Origin of the sequence: Cyanobium sp. NIES-981 (assembly GCF_900088535.1) — a bacterium.
Taxonomy (GTDB): domain Bacteria; phylum Cyanobacteriota; class Cyanobacteriia; order PCC-6307; family Cyanobiaceae; genus NIES-981.
Genome location: NZ_LT578417.1, coordinates 2,702,104 through 2,719,552 on the forward strand (window position 1 = coordinate 2,702,104; position 17,449 = coordinate 2,719,552).

Annotated in this window: 15 protein-coding genes and 3 pseudogenes; 11 read left to right on the plus strand and 7 right to left on the minus strand. The window is 65.8% G+C overall.

Annotated features, from left to right (window positions below):
- On the plus strand, positions 1–219 hold the full coding sequence (locus tag CBM981_RS13525; protein WP_087069450.1) for a Calvin cycle protein CP12: 219 nt from the start codon (positions 1–3) through the stop codon (positions 217–219).
- A gap of 54 nt (positions 220–273) precedes the next feature.
- On the opposite strand, the gene obgE is transcribed toward CBM981_RS13525, so the two are convergent.
- Positions 274–1,407, minus strand: coding sequence for a GTPase ObgE (gene obgE, locus CBM981_RS13530; RefSeq protein WP_225867406.1), 1,134 nt, complete (start codon positions 1,405–1,407; stop codon positions 274–276).
- Positions 1,408–1,456: 49 nt separating this feature from the next.
- Between obgE and CBM981_RS13535 the strand changes: the two genes are divergently transcribed.
- The gene (locus tag CBM981_RS13535; protein ID WP_087068826.1) at positions 1,457–2,677 is read left to right on the plus strand and encodes an ABC transporter ATP-binding protein; all 1,221 of its coding nucleotides are present in this window, start codon (positions 1,457–1,459) and stop codon (positions 2,675–2,677) included.
- Between the two features lie 40 nt (positions 2,678–2,717).
- On the opposite strand, the gene CBM981_RS13540 is transcribed toward CBM981_RS13535, so the two are convergent.
- From CBM981_RS13540 to CBM981_RS13555, 4 genes are all read right to left on the minus strand, one after another.
- Positions 2,718–5,129 (minus strand): endonuclease MutS2, encoded by a 2,412-nt coding sequence (locus tag CBM981_RS13540; RefSeq protein WP_087068827.1) that lies wholly within the window; start codon positions 5,127–5,129, stop codon positions 2,718–2,720.
- Positions 5,126–5,578, minus strand: coding sequence for a VOC family protein (locus CBM981_RS13545; protein ID WP_225867407.1), 453 nt, complete (start codon positions 5,576–5,578; stop codon positions 5,126–5,128). The genes CBM981_RS13540 and CBM981_RS13545 overlap by 4 nt, the downstream gene beginning before the upstream one ends.
- A 56-nt stretch (positions 5,579–5,634) precedes the next feature.
- Positions 5,635–6,636 carry a porphobilinogen synthase gene (gene hemB / locus CBM981_RS13550; RefSeq protein ID WP_087068829.1) on the minus strand — a complete coding sequence of 334 codons (1,002 nt, stop codon included), beginning with the start codon at positions 6,634–6,636 and terminating at the stop codon, positions 5,635–5,637.
- A 77-nt stretch (positions 6,637–6,713) separates the two neighbouring features.
- Positions 6,714–7,697, minus strand: coding sequence for a DnaJ C-terminal domain-containing protein (locus CBM981_RS13555; RefSeq protein WP_087068830.1), 984 nt, complete (start codon positions 7,695–7,697; stop codon positions 6,714–6,716).
- A 229-nt stretch (positions 7,698–7,926) separates the two neighbouring features.
- On the opposite strand from CBM981_RS13555, the gene CBM981_RS13560 reads away from it, so the two are divergent.
- From CBM981_RS13560 to CBM981_RS13610, 9 genes and pseudogenes are all read left to right on the plus strand, one after another.
- Positions 7,927–8,376: a hypothetical protein gene (locus CBM981_RS13560; protein ID WP_087068831.1), complete on the plus strand. Its 450-nt coding sequence runs from the start codon at positions 7,927–7,929 to the stop codon at positions 8,374–8,376.
- A gap of 101 nt (positions 8,377–8,477) precedes the next feature.
- A complete protein-coding gene (locus tag CBM981_RS13565) occupies positions 8,478–8,861 on the plus strand; it encodes a hypothetical protein (RefSeq protein ID WP_157665477.1) in 384 nt (127 codons plus the stop codon).
- A gap of 120 nt (positions 8,862–8,981) precedes the next feature.
- Positions 8,982–9,194 (plus strand): hypothetical protein, encoded by a 213-nt coding sequence (locus CBM981_RS13570; protein ID WP_369801632.1) that lies wholly within the window; start codon positions 8,982–8,984, stop codon positions 9,192–9,194.
- Positions 9,195–9,301: 107 nt separating this feature from the next.
- Positions 9,302–10,255, plus strand: coding sequence for an extracellular substrate binding-like orphan protein GrrP (gene grrP / locus CBM981_RS13575; protein ID WP_087068834.1), 954 nt, complete (start codon positions 9,302–9,304; stop codon positions 10,253–10,255).
- A gap of 50 nt (positions 10,256–10,305) precedes the next feature.
- On the plus strand, positions 10,306–10,680 hold the full coding sequence (gene grrA / locus CBM981_RS13580; RefSeq protein ID WP_087068835.1) for a GrrA/OscA1 family cyclophane-containing rSAM-modified RiPP: 375 nt from the start codon (positions 10,306–10,308) through the stop codon (positions 10,678–10,680).
- A 10-nt stretch (positions 10,681–10,690) separates the two neighbouring features.
- Positions 10,691–11,868, plus strand: a pseudogene (gene grrM, locus CBM981_RS13585) (cyclophane-forming radical SAM/SPASM peptide maturase GrrM/OscB).
- A gap of 451 nt (positions 11,869–12,319) precedes the next feature.
- Positions 12,320–12,940, plus strand: a pseudogene (locus CBM981_RS13600) (transposase); the annotation flags it as partial.
- A 117-nt stretch (positions 12,941–13,057) separates the two neighbouring features.
- Positions 13,058–14,584 carry an IS5 family transposase gene (locus CBM981_RS13605; RefSeq protein ID WP_225867339.1) on the plus strand — a complete coding sequence of 509 codons (1,527 nt, stop codon included), beginning with the start codon at positions 13,058–13,060 and terminating at the stop codon, positions 14,582–14,584.
- Positions 14,585–14,658: 74 nt separating this feature from the next.
- Positions 14,659–15,504 (plus strand): annotated as a pseudogene (locus CBM981_RS13610) (transposase); the annotation flags it as partial.
- Between the two features lie 216 nt (positions 15,505–15,720).
- Here the strand turns inward: CBM981_RS13610 and CBM981_RS15480 are convergent.
- Positions 15,721–16,617 carry a hypothetical protein gene (locus CBM981_RS15480; RefSeq protein WP_157665478.1) on the minus strand — a complete coding sequence of 299 codons (897 nt, stop codon included), beginning with the start codon at positions 16,615–16,617 and terminating at the stop codon, positions 15,721–15,723.
- Positions 16,618–16,896: 279 nt separating this feature from the next.
- Positions 16,897–17,190, minus strand: a complete 294-nt coding sequence (locus tag CBM981_RS13615) for a hypothetical protein (protein ID WP_087068838.1) — start codon at positions 17,188–17,190, stop codon at positions 16,897–16,899.
- Positions 17,191–17,449 lie beyond the last annotated feature (259 nt).

Consider the following 17,449-nt stretch of genomic DNA (forward strand, 5'->3'; position numbering starts at 1 on the left):
ATGAACAACATCGACGAGCACATCCAGAAGGACAAGACCGAGATCGAAGCCGCGCGTGCTTCCGGCGACCTCGGCAAGGTGCGTCACCTCGAGGACGAGCTCAAGGGTCTTGAGGAGTACAAGGCCCACCACCCGGAAGACAGCCACGACCCCACGGCGCTCGAGGTGTACTGCGACCTCAACCCCGAAGCACCCGAGTGCCGCGTCTACGACGACTGAGCCTGAGCGACGGGCCCAGACCGCCCAAGCTCCGGTTGTCGCGTCAGCCCCGTGTCAGGACCCTGGCAGCCCCAGTGGCCTGAGGTCCTGAGGTTCACGCTCCAGAAGTCCACCGTGCTCCGTTTCCCCGGACCCGGCCTGCGGCGTGGCAGCCTCAAGCTGTTGCCACACCACGTTCAGCAGCTCGTCCAGGTGCCGGGAGGCCGCCGCCGAGATGGCCAGCACGGGGCGTTCGCGCTGGGGGGCCACTTCACCCGGTTTCCCACCCAGCCCGTCCGGGGCGTTCACGGCCGCCTGCACCGCCGTGAGGGCCTCGGCGAGGGTCCCGGGATTGAGCAGTTCGATCTTGTTCAGCACCACCAGCCTGGGGCGGCGTGCCAGGCCGTGGCCGTAGGCGACCAGCTCCCGTTCCACCACGGCAAGGTCATCCAGCAGTGAAGCGGAGGCCGCATCCAGCAGATGGATCAGCAGCCTGGTGCGTTCGATGTGCCTGAGGAAATCGTGGCCCAGGCCGGCGCCCTGAGCGGCCCCGGCGATCAGCCCCGGGATGTCGGCGAACACGGTGCCGTCCCCGCTGGGCCGGCGCACCACCCCCAGGTTCGGCACCAGCGTGGTGAAGGGGTAGTCGGCGATCTTGGGACGGGCGGCGGACAGCACCGAGATCAGCGTGCTCTTGCCGGCGTTGGGCAGGCCGATGATCCCCACCTCCGCCAGCAGCTTGAGCTCCAGCTGCAGCATCCACTCCTCACCCTCCTTCCCCTCGGTGAACTTCTCGGGCGCGCGGTTGCGGTTGCTGAGGTAATGGGCGTTGCCCAACCCGCCCCGCCCGCCGGCGGCCACCAGGAGCTCGTCCCCTGGAGCCGTGAGATCGCCGAGCAGGATGCCGGTGCGGGCATCCCGCACCTCGGTTCCGCAGGGAACCCGGATCACCAGATGCTCGCCGCTGGCACCCGTGCAGCGGTTGGGGCCGCCACGGCGTCCGTCCATGGCCTGGAACAGCCGCCTGTACTTGAAATCCAGCAGGGTCTGGAGGTTGGCGTCGGCCAGCAGCAGCACGTCGCCGCCGCGGCCGCCGTCGCCACCGGAGGGACCGCCGGCCGGAACGTACTTCTCGCGGCGGAAGGCCACGATGCCATCGCCACCGCGGCCGGCCTTGACGGCGATGCGGGCCTGATCAATGAACTGCATTGCCTCAAACCTAGGATTCCGGCCATCACCCGGCCCCATGGGAGCAGGTTTGGCGGAGGTTCGTTTCCAGGCGGTCAGCAAGACCTACCCGCCCCGGCGCGGCGGTGCCCCCGTGGAGGTGCTGCGACGGCTGGATCTGCACGTGCAGGACGGCGAGTTTCTCGTGCTGGTGGGGCCATCGGGCTGCGGCAAGAGCACCCTGCTGCGGCTGCTGGCCGGACTGGAGCAGCCCAGCGGCGGCGCCATCCTGGTGGGTGAGCGCGAGGTCACCCGGCTGCGGCCGGCCCAGCGGGATGTGGCGATGGTGTTCCAGAGCTATGCCCTCTATCCGCATCTCACCGTGGCGGGCAACCTCAGCTTCGGGCTGCGGCGCAGCCGGGCCCGCTCGCTTCGTGAGCAGGTGCAGGACGCCCTGCACCTGGCCAGCCGGCGCCTGCCGGCTCCCCTGCGGATCCCTTCGCGCCGGGAGGAGCGGATCGCCGCGCGGGTGCAGGAGGTGGCACGCAGCCTGGAGCTCGAGCCGCTGCTGCAGCGTCTCCCCAAGGAACTCTCCGGCGGCCAGAAGCAGCGGGTGGCCCTCGGCCGCGCCATTGCCCGCCAGCCGGCGGTGTTCCTGATGGATGAGCCGCTGAGCAACCTGGATGCCAAGTTGCGCGCCGGCACCCGCGCCCAGATCGTGGCCCTGCAGCGGCAGCTCGGCACCACCACCCTGTACGTGACCCACGATCAGGTGGAAGCCATGACCATGGGACATCGGATCGCGGTGCTCAACGACGGGCACCTGCAGCAGCTGGGCACACCGATGCAGCTGTACCAGTGGCCGGCCAACCTGTTCGTGGCCCAGTTCATCGGCAGTCCGCCCATGAATCTGCTGCCCGTGACCGTTGTGGGGCCAGGCCAGGTGCAGCTCGGAGGGCGGAAACTGCCGGTCGAGGGTCCCCTGGCGGAGCTCCTGGCCAGCCGGGCCGGCCAGACCCTCACCGCGGGCCTGCGGCCGGAGCATCTGTGGCTGGCCCCCGCCACCAACCGCAACCTGGCCGCCGAGGTGCAGAACGTGGAAGCCCTCGGCAATGAGCAGCTGCTCACCTGCCGGCTGGCGGAGCACAGTCACCTCGTGCAGGTGCGGGTCGGGCCGGAGGAGCAGCTCAGCCCGGGCCAGACCATCCACCTGGAACCGGATCCCGGCGGCTGGCGCTTCTTTGACGCGGAGGGTCAGGCTCTGCCGCCGCCGGAGCCGGTGTCCGGTGGTCCGCTGCTGCCGAGCTTCTAGCCGCAGGACCTCCGGACGGCGGGCAGGCGGAACCGGCGGCTCAGCGCAGATAGATCACGCTGCAGCCAGCGCCGCCATCCCCCTGGGCCGCATCGGCCACCCTCTCCACGTAGGGCACGGTGGTGAGCCACTGGCGCAGGCCCCGTTTCAGTTTGCCGGTGCCGATGCCGTGGATCACCCACAGGGGGCCGGTGGCGGTTCGCAGCTGCTCCTCCACCGCCGCCTCGGCCTCGTGCACCCGCAGGCCGCGCACATCCACGGTGTTGCGGTCGGTGCGCACATCCGGGCCGCGGCTGCCCAACCCCCGCGTGGCCCTGATCCGCACCTCGGGGGGAGGGGGCACCGGCTTCTCGCCCTGCAGACCCTCGATGCCCTCCAGCGGCACGGTGAGACGCATGACGCCGCAGCGCACCGTGAGTTCGCGGCCCCCCTCGGCCAGGGCCAGCACCTCGGCCGCCTTGCCCAGGGAGAGCACCCGTACCCGCTCCCCCACCGCAGGCATCCAGCCGCCGTGCTCGCGGCGCTCGGGGGCGGGGCGATGCTGCTGCTGGAGCTGCTTGAGACGCTGGCCGGCCTGGCGCGCCGTTTCGCCCAGATGACTGCTGCTGCCCGAGGGGCGCTCTCCCCCCTGGCGCAGCCGCCGGATGATGCGCCGCACCTCCTGCTGCCCCTGGCGGATGGAGCGCTCCAGCTCCCTGCGCCTCTGCTCCTGCAGCTCGGCGCTCTGCTGCTTCTGCTGGTGCCAGCGGGACAGCAGCTCCTCGTGCAGGAGCTCGGTGCGGGCGAGCAGGGCGGCGGCCTCCTCGGCGGCCTCCTGCTGGCGCTGCCGCTGACTCTCCAGCCCCACGATCACCTGGTTCACCTCCCCCTCCCCCCGGGGTTCGAGCTGGGCCTGGGCCTGCTCGAGCACCCCCGGGTCCAGGCCCAGGCGCTGGGCGATGGCCAGGGCATTGCTGCGGCCCGGGATGCCCCACTGCAGCCGGTAGGTGGGGGAGAGGGTCTCCCCATCGAAGGCCACCGAGGCATTCTCGAAGCGGGGATCGGCGTACTTGAGCGCCTTGAGTTCCCCGAAGTGGGTGGTGGCGATCGTGAGACGGGCGTGGTCGGCCAGATGGCGGAGCAGGGCCGTGGCCAGGGCTGAGCCCTCCACCGGATCGGTGCCTGCTCCCACCTCATCGAGCAGCACCAGGGTGCCCCCCTGCCGGGGCTCGGCCAGGGCCGCCAGGATCCTGGCGATGCGGCGGATGTGGCCGCTGAAGGTGGAGAGGTTCTGCTGCAGCGACTGCTCGTCGCCGATGTCGGCCAGCACTGCCCCGCACCACGGCAGCCGTGGCGTGCCGCGGCAGGGAAGGAACAGGCCGGCCCGGGCCATCAGGGCGGCCAGGCCGAGGCTCTTGAGGGTCACGGTCTTGCCGCCGGTGTTGGGGCCGGTGATGGCCACCACCCGCAGCTCGGGCCCCACGGCGATGCTCACGGGCACCACCGCATGGCCCTGGTCCCGGCGCTGCTGCCACAGAAGCAGCGGATGGCGCAGATCCTCCAGGGAGAACGGGGCGTGGGGGTCGGCCTCCAGCTCGGGGCGCACCGCCCCGAGCCAGGCGCCGTAGCGGGCCCGGGCCAGCGCCCCATCCAGCCGCACCAGCACGGCATGGAGCTGTTGCAGCGCCTCGGCCTCCGCTCCCACCAGGGCGCTCAGTTCCGCCAGCACGGCCTGCTCCAGATCCCGCTCGCGCCCCTCCAGGTCGCGCAGGCGGTTGCCGAGGCTGATCACGGCCTGGGGTTCGACGAACACGGTGCTGCCCGAGGCGGAGCTGTCGTGCACGAGCCCGGGGAGCTGGGCGGCGGCGCCGGCCTTCACCGCCAGCACGGGCCGGCCGTTGCGTTCGGCGATCACCGTGTCCTGCAACAGCGGGGCATGGCGGCGGAGCAGCTCCTGCAGCCGCTCGCGGCGCTCGGCGCGGAGCCCCTTGAGCTGGCGCCGCACCCCCTCCAGCGGGGCACTGGCCCGGTCCGCCACCCGGCCGCCCTCCTCCAGGGCGAAATGGAGGCGCTGCTCCAGCTCCGGCAGGGTGCGCAGGTCCGCCACCAGGGCCGAACACACCGGCCGCAGGGCGGGATCGTCGATGCGGCGGCGGAGGCGGCGGGCCGCGGCGAGGGTGGTGGCCAGCGCCAGCAGGGCCTCCCCGGCCGCCGTGCCGCCCTTGGCACAGAGCGCCACCACGGCCGTGATGTCCGCGACACCCTGAAAACTGAGGCCCCCCTCGAGCAGGCCATCGAGGGCCAGCATCTCGGTGGTTTCCGCCAGGAGTGCGCGGCTCTGCTCGAGGCTGCCGGGCAGGGGCAGCTCCCGGCACTGGCGCCGGCCGGCCTCAGTGCTGGCAAAGCCGGAGAGCTGTTCACTGAGCCTGGGCCACTCGAGCAGCTCCAGGGCTTCCTGCTCCACGCTCCTCACGGCGCTGGCGGGGCGAGGGGCGGGGGCGGGATGGGGGCCTGGCCCGCCACGTTGCTCGGGATGCCCGCAGGCGGCTCGAAGAGCATCTCGAGCCAGTTCCCCTCGGGATCGCGCAGGTAGAAGCTGGCGGTGCCGTCGCGATGGTCGTGCACCGGCCCACAGCTGTGGCCAGCCTCGGTGAGGGCGGCATGCACGGCATCCACCTCGGTCCGGTCCTGGAAGTGCAGCGCGAAGTGCGGCCCCGCCGCCGTGTAGCCGGGGCTGAGCAACGCCAGCCCCTCGCCGGTGTGGGGCCACTGCAGGTAGGCCCAGTCGTCGGCCTGCCAGGTGAGCCGCAGGCCGAGGGCGGCGTAGAAGGCGATGGCGCGCTCCATGTCCTGCACCCGCAGCGCCACATGGCCAAGCCGGTGGCCAGGGGCGGGGGAACGGGGAGCGGGGGAAGCGGCCATGGTGGAACAGTCGGCGCTGTGCATTCTCCCGGGAGCGCCGCCGCAGCGCGGGAGGCTCAGCCCTGGCGCAGCCAGGTGGCGGCGTCGCAGGCGTGGTAGGTGAGGATCAGATCGGCGCCGGCACGCTTGAAGCAGAGCAGGGTTTCCAGCACCACGGCCCGCTCGTCGATCCAGCCGCGCTCGGCCGCGGCCTTCACCATCGCGTACTCCCCGCTCACGTTGTAGGCCGCGATCGGCTGTTCGGTTTCGCCCCGCAGGCGGTGAATGATGTCGAGATAGGCCAGGCCCGGCTTCACCATCAGGATGTCGGCGCCCTCACCCTCATCGAGCTGGGCCTCCAACAGGGCTTCCCGGCCGTTGGCCGGATCCATCTGGTAAGTGCTCTTGTCCTTGGGGATGGGCTTGCCGCCGGCGGCACGGGGCGCCGAATCCAGCGCCTCGCGGAAGGGGCCGTAGTAGGCGGAGGCGTACTTGGCGGTGTAGCTGATGATCCCCACGTGCTCGAAACCCTCCTCGTCGAGGGCTTCGCGGATCGCACCCACCCGGCCGTCCATCATGTCGCTCGGGCCGATCAGGTCCGCGCCGGCGCGGGCCTGGGCCACCGCCTGGCGGCAGAGGATCGCCACGGTCTCGTCGTTGAGCACCACCCCGTCCTGGCTCACGATGCCGTCGTGACCATCGCAGGAGTAGGGGTCCAGGGCCACATCGGTCATGATCGCCATCCCCGGATGCACCTCCTTGATGCGGCGGATGGCCCGGGGGATCAGGCCGTGCTCGTTGAAGCACTCGGCACCGTCCTCCGTCTTGAGGCCGTCGGCCACCTTGGGGAAGAGCACCACGCAGCGGATGCCCAGCTCCCAGGCCCGACCCACTTCCTCCACCAGGCTCTCCAGGCTCCAGCGCCGGCAGCCGGGCATGGCGCCGATCGGTTCGTTGGTGGCACCCTCATGCACGAAGAGGGGATAGATGAAATCAGCCGCACTGAGCTGGTACTCCCGCACCATCGCCCGCAGGGCCGGCGTGCGGCGCAACCGGCGGGGGCGGTAGCTGAGCTCCATGGAAACCGTCGTGCTCGGGGGTGTGTCGCCCGGATCCTACGGAGCAACCCGGCGATGGTCGGGCGGCGGCGAGGCGTTCACAGACGGGCCGCCTGCACCCAGCCCGCCCGGGGATCGGCGCTGCGCACCTTGCGCAGCTGCTCGAGCAGGGACCGCTCCTCCGCGCTGAGGCTGTCGGGCATGCGCAGCACCGGGGTGAGCAGAAGATCGCCGCGGCCCTCCTTGAGTGGCCAGCCCTTGCCCTTGAGCCGCAGGCTGCGGCCCAGGGTCATGCCCGGGGGCACCTGCACCGTGGCCTCCCCATCGGGGGTGGCCACACGCACCTCACCGCCGAGGGCCAGCTCGTCGAGGCTGAGGGGCAGCTCGGCCCGGAGCTGATCGCCATCGAGCTTCCACACCGAATGGGCCTGGATCTGGAGATTGAGGTAGAGGTCGCCGCGCCGGCCGGTGCCGGGCTGCATGTTGCCTTTGCCCTTGAGCCGCAGCCGGCTGCCATGGCGCACCCCGGCAGGGATCCGCACCTTCACCCGCTCGTCGTTCACCGCCAGGGTGCGCTCACAGCCTCGGAAGGCCTCCGCCATCGCGAGGCTGATGCTGGCCTCCGCGTCCAGATTCGCCGGGGCGGAGCGTCCACCGCCGGGGAAGCCGCCACCGAAGCCGCTGGCCGCAAAGCCACCGGGGAAGCCGCTGCCGAAGCCGAAGCCACCGGGGGCCGAGGAGGCACCGCCGCCGCCGAAGCGGCCGAGCAGATCATTGATGAAGTCGTCGAAGTTGCCGTAGCGGCCGAAATCCACGTCCACGCCGCCCACCCCGCCGCCGGCCCCGGCCTGGCTCCAGTACTGGCCGAACTGCTCGTAGCGCCGGCGTTTGTCGGGATCGGAGAGCACTTCGTAGGCTTCGCTGATCTCCTTGAAGCGGGCCTCGGCGGCCTTGTCGCCGGGATTCACGTCCGGGTGGTACTGCCGCGCCAGCTTGCGGAAGGAACGTTTGATCGTGTCGGCGTCGGCCCCCCGGTCGACACCGAGAACCTTGAAGTAGTCGCGGTAGCCGTTGGCGGTCATCAACAGGCGCTCATCGGTGAGCAGGACGAAGGGGCGATGGGCAGAGGAGGCCCCGGATCCTGGCCAGTCTCTCAGCCACTGTCGGGTTGCGCAGGCCGGCCACGGGGCGGAAGGCCGAACGCCGCCGCGACCCCGGGCCAGGGCGGGCCAGCCGTCAAGCTGCCCTGCACAGCCCCCGGCCCTGCGTCCCGCCCCTAGGTTGCCCGCAGGCACGATGGCTGACTGAACGATGGGATCGCGGCGCTCTGCCTGGCTCACCCCCGTGGTGGTGGTGCTGCTGGGGATGATGGCCACGGCCAGTGCCGATGCCCGCGGCAGCAAGGCGCCGTCGCCACCGTCCACCTCACCCCACGTCGGCGAACCGCTCACCGACTCCAGCGAAGAGCAGCGCGCCCTCAGCGACCACCTCAGGGCCCGGGGCGCCATCTTCTACGGCGCCTGGTGGTGCCCCGCCTGCTTCCAGCAGAAGAACCTGTTCGGCAAGGAGGCTGGGAACAGCCTTCCCTACGTGGAGTGCGACAAGAGCGACCAAGGCCGCCAGCGCTGCATGGCGGCGGAGGTCCGCGCCTTCCCCACCTGGGATCTGAAGGGGAAACCGCGCCTGGAGGGGGTGCAGAACCTCGAGGAACTCAAGCGATGGAGCGACTTCCCCGGCACGGGACGGGCCCAGAGGCCTTGACCGGCACAGCAACCGCGATGGCTGTCACCACGATGTCCGCCAGAACGGGGCCAGCCCACCACAATTGGGCTGGCCAGACGTGCAGTGGAGGGTTGGAGATCATGGACTGTCTCGGCCGCCGGTCCCTCCCCTGGGCCCTGCTGCTGCTCGGCCCACTGCTTCAGTCGAGCCCGGGCAACGCCCAGATGCTGCTCGATCCCACCGCGGCTGCCTCCATGCAGGGCAGCGTGACCAGCATCAACGTGCCGGGGGCCAACGCCACCCTGAACAAGGTGCGTGAGAACACGGCAGCGGTGCGCAGCGTCGACAGCGCCGATCCCTCCGCGCCCCCGCCGGCCCCATCGTCCCCGGCGGCGGGTCCCCAACCCGCCGCTCCCCAGCCGCCGGCGCAGACCCCGGCCCGGGTGAACGGGCGCAGCGTGCCGTACTGCTCCCACGGCGGGCTCTGCCACGGCGCCCTGCTGCGGGCGATGGGCATCAACTGATCCCCAGCCCTGGCGCTGTTCCATGCCAGGGCTGGGGATCCATGACAGGGCACTTAAAATGTCGTTTCATTCACACCCGCGGCCATGATCGTCATCAAGGTCACCAACCCTTCCGATGTCGTGGCTTCGCGCATTGGGCGTTTCCTGGCCGATCTCACGCCCAGCGGCTTCGACCAGAACAAGGTGGAAGACGAACTGATGAAGCAGCTGGTGGAGCAGATGGCGGCGCAGGGCCTGCAGGGGGAGGTGGCCTCGGTGAAGGGCCTCGATCTCCACAACAAGGCCCTCCAGGTCAAGAACGACCTGCAGGTGCGGCGCCACCGGGTGATCTGAGGTCCTCGCTCTGGCGCCCCGGCGCTCCGGGCCCATGACAGAGCGTGTGGGGCCTGGAGCCGCACCCCCCCACCACGCCATGCTCAGGGAACGGCAGGCACAGGGCCATGGGTTCTCTCCGGGTGATCGAGCGACTGGGTCGGAGGCTCGGGTCCGATCGGCGCAGCCTGCGGCAGGCCGTGCTCAGCGTCGCTGCCCTGCTCACTCTGGCGGCGGGAGCTCCGGCCGCCCTGGCGGAGACGGCCATCGAGCGGGCAGCCCGCACCGGTGAACTCGCCCTGGGTGTGCCGGGAACGGCAGCGCCCTATTTCAAGGAGGGCGCCAACGGGCAGCTGCAGGGGTATGCCATTGACGTGGCGGGGCTGATCGCCGCTGAGGTGTCGGACTACCTCGGCAGACCCGTGAAGGTGGTGAGCGAGACCACCGAGGGCCCGGAGGCCCTGTTCCGTCAGGTGCACAACGGCGAGGTGGATCTGATGTGCGGTGCCCAGTTCACCTGGGAGCGGGAAATGTTCGTGGACTTCTCGATTCCCTTCGCCCTCTCCGGCATCCGCCTGCTCACCCAGGGCGGCACACTCGATGGAACGCCTGATTCCCTGCGGGGCAAGCGGATCGGTGTGGTGAAGGGCAGCCTCGGAGAGGCCACCGTGAAGGCCCTGCAGCCCGCCGCCCGCCTGGTGGCCGTCCCTACGCTCGCCGCTGGGCTGAAGGCCCTGGGCCAGGGCCAGGTGGATGCGGTGGGCGGCGATTCGGTGCTTCTGGCCACGGCGGCACAGGCGGCACGTCTGCGGGAGCCCACCCTCGTGCCCACCGTGGCCCTCAACCGCTACGCCGTGGGCTGCGCCATGCCTGAAAACAACTCCACCCTGCGCAACCTGGTGAATCTGGCCATCGCCAAGATGCTGCAGGGGTATGTGAACGGCGACGCCGCGTCCCGTCAGCTGGTGAACCGCTGGCTCGGTCCTGACAGTGAACTGGGCCTGCCCGAAGCGATGATCAGCCTCTACTTCCAGAGCGTGCTGCTCAACTACGAACAGATCGCCCTTCCCCCCCAGCCCTGAGCTGTCCGTCTGAACCGTCGTTCCAAAGTCCCTTCCGCCCGCCGCTGATCATGGTCACCTGTTCCCGCTTCTCCCTTCTGGTGCTGCTGATGGCCTTCGCGGCGCTGGCCGAACCCGCGGCGGCCAGAACCGCTTCCCCCCCCGCCAGCGGGGATGTGGAGGCGAGACTGGAGCGGATCAGCCTGGCCCTGCTGCAGCGCTTCGGGGGCGATGCCGCCCACGACGGCAGCGCGGACAGCACCGTGGCACGGGGCTTCGTCAACGGCGGTCCCGGTCGCGGCTTCGCCAACGGGGTGAATCGCGGCTTTGTGAACAACCACGGCTACTACGGCGGCAGCCGCAGCTTCGTGAATGGGGGCGGCGGTTACCGGGGCGGCGGTTTCGTGAATGCGGCCCGCCCCGGCGTGGGCTTCGTGAACTGGTGAGCAGCCCGTCGTGAACCGTTTCGGGCCGATTCGGTTGCTGGTGATCCAGCCCACTTCGCTGTGCAATCTGGACTGCTCCTACTGCTATCTGCCGGAGCGGCACCAGCGCCACCTGCTGGCCGACGGTCTGCTGCGCCCCATCCTGCAGCGGGTTCTGGAGAGCCCGTTTCTCGGCGATGGCTTCACGCTGCTGTGGCACGCCGGCGAACCGCTCACCCGCCCCCCGCCTTCTACACACGGGCCAGTGAGATCCTGCAGGAGGCGCTGGCACCCCATCCCGGGCTGCAGGTGGTGCAGGCGCTGCAGACCAACGGCACGCTGATCAACGCCGCCTGGTGCGACTGCTTCCTGCGCCATGGCATCACGGTGGGGGTGAGCCTCGACGGGCCGGCCTTCCTGCACGACCGCCACCGCCGCAACCGGCTGGGCAAAGGCAGCCATGCCGACACCATGCGCGGAATCCGGGCCCTGCAGGACGCCGGCATTCCCTTCTCGGTGATCAGCGTGCTCACCGAGGACTCCCTGCAGCACGCCGATGCCCTGGTGGACTTCTACCTGGAGCACGGCATCGGCGAGGTGGGCTTCAACATGGAGGAGACCGAGGGGGTGCACCAGCGCTCCAGCCTGAGCGGCGACTCCTGTGAAGCCCGGTACCGGCGCTTCCTGGAGCGGGTGTGGGACCGGGTGGTGGAGGCGGAAGGAGCCCTGCGGATCCGCGAGTTCGACGACCTCTTCGCCTTCATCGCCAGCCGCTCGCGGGTGGACCATTCCGATCTCAACCGGCCGATGGCGATCGTGAGCGTGGACCATCAGGGGAATTTCTCCACCTTCGATCCGGAACTGCTGTCGGTGGACACGAGCTACGGCCGCTTCAACCTCGGCAACGTGCGCACCGATTCGCTGGAAGCGGCCTGCAGCCATCCGCGCTTCCAGCGCATGTGGGCCGACATGCAGGCCGGCATCGCGGCCTGCCGCAGCAGCTGCAGCTATTTCGGCCTCTGCGGCGGCGGCGCCGGCAGCAACAAGTACTGGGAAACCGGCAGCTTCCGCGCCAGCGAGACCCAGGCCTGCCGCTACCGGATTCAGCATGTGGCCGATGTGGTGATGGCGAAGCTGGAGCGGGAGCTGACGCTGGAGCCGTGCCCGCTCTCCCCGAGCCAACACCGGCCTGAGGCGGCGCCAACCTGAGCCAGAACGCAGATGTGATGGTCTGGACTCCCTACGCCGATTGGATCTTCACGGTGATGAGCATCAGCGGGATTCTGGTGGTGACATGGTTGGTGCTGCGGCCCCGTGCCTGAAGGATGGCCCGGCCCGCAGGGGGACGGGCCCAGGCGGGTGTCTCTGCGCCGACTCAATCGCTGCGCTGACTCAACGCCGCAGTGCCGTCCAGTCCTGAAACCAGCCGCGACGCCACAGCCAGTAGCTCTGCACCAGGGCCACGCAAGCCATGAGCACCAGTAACCCACAGGCAATTCGGCAGGCCATGGTCACGGGCCAGGCGGCGCCACTCTCGGACAGGTAGGGCCTCCTGAGAAAAGCCACATCCACTGCAGCGCAATGGATGTGAGCAGTTTTCTCGGCTAAAATGTACGAGATTGGGCTCGTTTGCGCCCAAAAGCCGCCCAGAGTTTTCCACATGTACCGACGTGAGCATCGTGATCAGCTCTCGTTCGAGGACTTCTTCCTGCCGTTTGGAGGAAAGCTCTCTGGTGACAATCGCTGGATCAAGCTGGCTGAGCTGATCCCATGGGATGAGCTGGAAGGTGACTATGCAGCTCAGTTCTGCAAGGGCTTTGGCGCCCCGGCAAAGCCATTTCGCATGGCACTGGGCGCCCTGATCATCAAGGCCCGCATGGGGCTGACTGATGAAGAACTGGTTGAGCAAATCAAAGAGAACCCCTATCTCCAGTTCTTCATCGGCCTGGAGGCATTTCAGTACTCGGCTCCGTTTGACCCATCAATGATGGTGTACTTCCGGAAGCGGCTGCCAGATTCGGTCGTGAATGACTGCAATGAACGAATCGTGCGTCACGGTCTGAACGTGATCCGTTCGTCTGCAGTTGATGAGCACGACAGCAGCGATGGAGGCGGAGCCGGGAGCGCAGCTGATCAGAAGATTGAATCCAAAACGCCACGGCCAAATCAGGGGTCACTGCTGATTGATGCGACATGCGTTCCGGCAGATATTCGGCATCCAACGGATCTCTCGCTGCTCAATGAAGGCCGAGAGCTCACCGAGACTCTGATCGATGCCATGTAGGGCCTCCTGAGAAAAGCCACATCCACTGCAGCGCAATGGATGTGAGCAGTTTTCTCGGCTAAAATGTACGAGATTGGGCTCGTTTGCGCCCAAAAGCCGCCCAGAGTTTTCCACATGTACCGACGTGAGCATCGTGATCAGCTCTCGTTCGAGGACTTCTTCCTGCCGTTTGGAGGAAAGCTCTCTGGTGACAATCGCTGGATCAAGCTGGCTGAGCTGATCCCATGGGATGAGCTGGAAGGTGACTATGCAGCTCAGTTCTGCAAGGGCTTTGGCGCCCCGGCAAAGCCATTTCGCATGGCACTGGGCGCCCTGATCATCAAGGCCCGCATGGGGCTGACTGATGAAGAACTGGTTGAGCAAATCAAAGAGAACCCCTATCTCCAGTTCTTCATCGGCCTGGAGGCATTTCAGTACTCGGCTCCGTTTGACCCATCAATGATGGTGTACTTCCGGAAGCGGCTGCCAGATTCGGTCGTGAATGACTGCAATGAACGAATCGTGCGTCACGGTCTGAACGTGATCCGTTCGTCTGCAGTTGATGAGCACGACAGCAGCGATGGAGGCGGAGCCGGGAGCGCAGCTGATCAGAAGATTGAATCCAAAACGCCACGGCCAAATCAGGGGTCACTGCTGATTGATGCGACATGCGTTCCGGCAGATATTCGGCATCCAACGGATCTCTCGCTGCTCAATGAAGGCCGAGAGCTCACCGAGACTCTGATCGATGCCATGTATTCGCAGGTCAGAGAGTCCTTTGGTCACAAACCACGAACGCATCGGAAGCAGGCCAGGCAGCAGTTCCTCGCCGTGGCCAAGAAAAAACGCCCTCGGTTTCTCAAGATCCGCAAAGCGATCAAGCAACAGCTTGGGCATCTCAAGCGCAACCTTGCCAACATTGACGCCCTGACAGCCTGTGGCGCAAGCCTTCTGGCGGCTGGGCGGCATGCCTATCAGAAGCTGTTGGTTGTCAGTGAGCTGGTCCGCCAGCAGAACATTCTCTATCGCTCAGACACCAGAAGTATTCCCGCTCGCATCGTCAGCCTCTGTCAAGCGCACATCAGGCCAATTGTTCGCGGCAAGGCGAGGTGCAATGTTGAGTTCGGCGCCAAGATCTCACTTTCTGTCACCGATGAAGGATTTGCTTTCCTGGATCGGCTGAGCTTTGACCCCTACAACGAAGGGGAAGATCTGAAAGTTCAGGCCCAAGCCTATCGTCGTCGATACGGCTGCTATCCGGAGGTGATCTGCGCTGATCAGATCTACCGCACAAGATCAAATCGGGCATTCTGCCAGCGTCACGGCATTCGGCTGAGTGGGCCTCGTCTTGGTCGCCCGAAGAATGATCCGGAGTTGGTGGCAGCCGAGAGGCGGCAGTTCGTTGATGATCAAAGGCGGCGCAATGCTGTTGAAGGCAAGATCGGTCAAGGCAAGCGTCGCTATGGATTGGGATTGATCCGAGAGAAACTGCCGGCAACACAGGGTTCATCCATCGCGATGAATGTCCTGGTCATGAACCTCCAGAAGCTCCTGGAGCTTCTTTGTCTCTATTTTGTGCTCTGCTGGCAACTCTTGGTCTCCGCCGCACGGGCTCTGAGCTCCAGCAGCAGAGAGCTGAGTTGTCAGCTCAGCGGGGCCTGAGGATCACTCAGAGGTCGCCCGGGCAGGCTCATTGTGGTGCGCATTGCCCGCGGCTCACTTTCTCAGGAGGCCCCATGTATTCGCAGGTCAGAGAGTCCTTTGGTCACAAACCACGAACGCATCGGAAGCAGGCCAGGCAGCAGTTCCTCGCCGTGGCCAAGAAAAAACGCCCTCGGTTTCTCAAGATCCGCAAAGCGATCAAGCAACAGCTTGGGCATCTCAAGCGCAACCTTGCCAACATTGACGCCCTGACAGCCTGTGGCGCAAGCCTTCTGGCGGCTGGGCGGCATGCCTATCAGAAGCTGTTGGTTGTCAGTGAGCTGGTCCGCCAGCAGAACATTCTCTATCGCTCAGACACCAGAAGTATTCCCGCTCGCATCGTCAGCCTCTGTCAAGCGCACATCAGGCCAATTGTTCGCGGCAAGGCGAGGTGCAATGTTGAGTTCGGCGCCAAGATCTCACTTTCTGTCACCGATGAAGGATTTGCTTTCCTGGATCGGCTGAGCTTTGACCCCTACAACGAAGGGGAAGATCTGAAAGTTCAGGCCCAAGCCTATCGTCGTCGATACGGCTGCTATCCGGAGGTGATCTGCGCTGATCAGATCTACCGCACAAGATCAAATCGGGCATTCTGCCAGCGTCACGGCATTCGGCTGAGTGGGCCTCGTCTTGGTCGCCCGAAGAATGATCCGGAGTTGGTGGCAGCCGAGAGGCGGCAGTTCGTTGATGATCAAAGGCGGCGCAATGCTGTTGAAGGCAAGATCGGTCAAGGCAAGCGTCGCTATGGATTGGGATTGATCCGAGAGAAACTGCCGGCAACACAGGGTTCATCCATCGCGATGAATGTCCTGGTCATGAACCTCCAGAAGCTCCTGGAGCTTCTTTGTCTCTATTTTGTGCTCTGCTGGCAACTCTTGGTCTCCGCCGCACGGGCTCTGAGCTCCAGCAGCAGAGAGCTGAGTTGTCAGCTCAGCGGGGCCTGAGGATCACTCAGAGGTCGCCCGGGCAGGCTCATTGTGGTGCGCATTGCCCGCGGCTCACTTTCTCAGGAGGCCCCAGGTAGAACCTGCAGCTCCGGCATGGGGCTCGGGTGCAAACAGCATTGGCTGCCTGCACGGAAGATGATCAGGCCTTGCTTAAGAGAAAGCAGGAGAAAATGAAGCCATGCCGTTGTTGTCTACTGTGAGGACGCCAGACGCATAAGGAAAGCTATTGCCATTGATGCCTGCCAAGATCTCAAAATTCTTTACTGGCAGATAACCCAGGGAGGAGCTGAGCTGGTTCGGAGTCACGGTATAGACGCCTTGTGGAAGAACCATTTGGTCGATACCTGCGCCACCGTCTATAACACCATTGAAGGCTGTACTTGGTATGCCTGAAGACTCTGGATTTGCAATCGCCTTACCAAAGCCAATAAACCGATCATTCCCATCGCCGAGTTTAATATCGACAGGTGAATCTACGTCGTCAAGTTCAACTCCGCCATTACGGACATCCAGCGTGTCATCACCCGGCCCCATAGCCAAAAGCGAAGCGAGCATTCGCAGGCCACCATGCACTTCTAGGACGTCATTCCCAGGCCCCATGACTACATTACCGCCGTCGTATAAATTTAGCCGGCCTTCGACCTGCACACGGTCTGATCCCAAGCCCAGACTTAAGTAGCCAAGACCATGCTCCATGTCGCCCCTAGCATTAATAGTATCTTTGCCTGCCCCCATGAAGACCGGCGTGCCATTAAATGACACATAGTCTGCATCTATCCTATCGTTTCCTTTTCCAGTGTTAAGAATGGAATTACCAAACGCCAAGAAGCCCCCCATTTTAATCAGATCATCTCCATGCCCCATGCTGATGACTCCAGCCTTTATCCCGAGCAATTCGGTCTCAAAGAATGTAGCACTTCTCCTTCCCGTAATAACATCATTGCCCGCTCCCATTTTGATGCTTCCATACACTTCCATGCGGAAACCACTACTGATTTTATCATTTCCACCAAAGAGCTTGATAACTCCCTTTTTCGAAATGATCAAGCGCCGAGACCGCACCACATCCCTGCCAGGGGTGCCCAGTATTGTTCCCCTGAGCGGCCTCCGCAACACAGTTCGAATACCCATGGCCGAAAACCTCACTGAACTACCTTGAGTTGTCACAGCTTGCTGTATCAACTCTTTTGGAACTACTTGCACCCTAGACACATCTAACGCGACAACCAAGAGACTACATAAATATCAACGAAAAGCACGGCAGGGCAGTTGTGAATGACTATCACTAGCTCTTAGGTGACATGGAAAGGCTTTCTCTTGCTGGCCTCACCAGGCCAAAGGCAGCGCTACCAACAGATCCACTCTCCACCTGGTGCAGCCACCACAACGTGGGAGGTCGTGCTCACGCGCCAGGCCTAGAGCCTCGTTCACCGTGAGCGTCGCCAGCTCCAGCATGGGATCGGGCAGTGTCACCTGACCGGGCGGCGTGATCTTCACCTGGTAGATGGTGCGGCGGCGGTTACAACCGGCCAGCGTCAGCACCAGGGCTATCAGGGCGGCAACAGCCACTGCCGTGGACTCCAACGTCACCACGGCAGCCAGCAGCAGCAGCAGCTCCACCAGGCAGGCGTCGACGAAGCAGGCTCATACCGAGGGTGACGCTCATCACATCGGCATTGACCGCAGACCCGATCCCTGGCGACCTGCCGCTTGATGGGCATTCAACACCTCAACGCCATCTGATTCAACGAAGTCCTGCCAGCTCCGGTCCGGCTTGAAATACGGGAAGCCGCACCTGAAACTGACTGGCAAGCAGAGCACCAGATTGGCCATGGGCCCTGGGGGAAAAGCCGTGCCAGGAAGCGGTGGGGTCATCAGT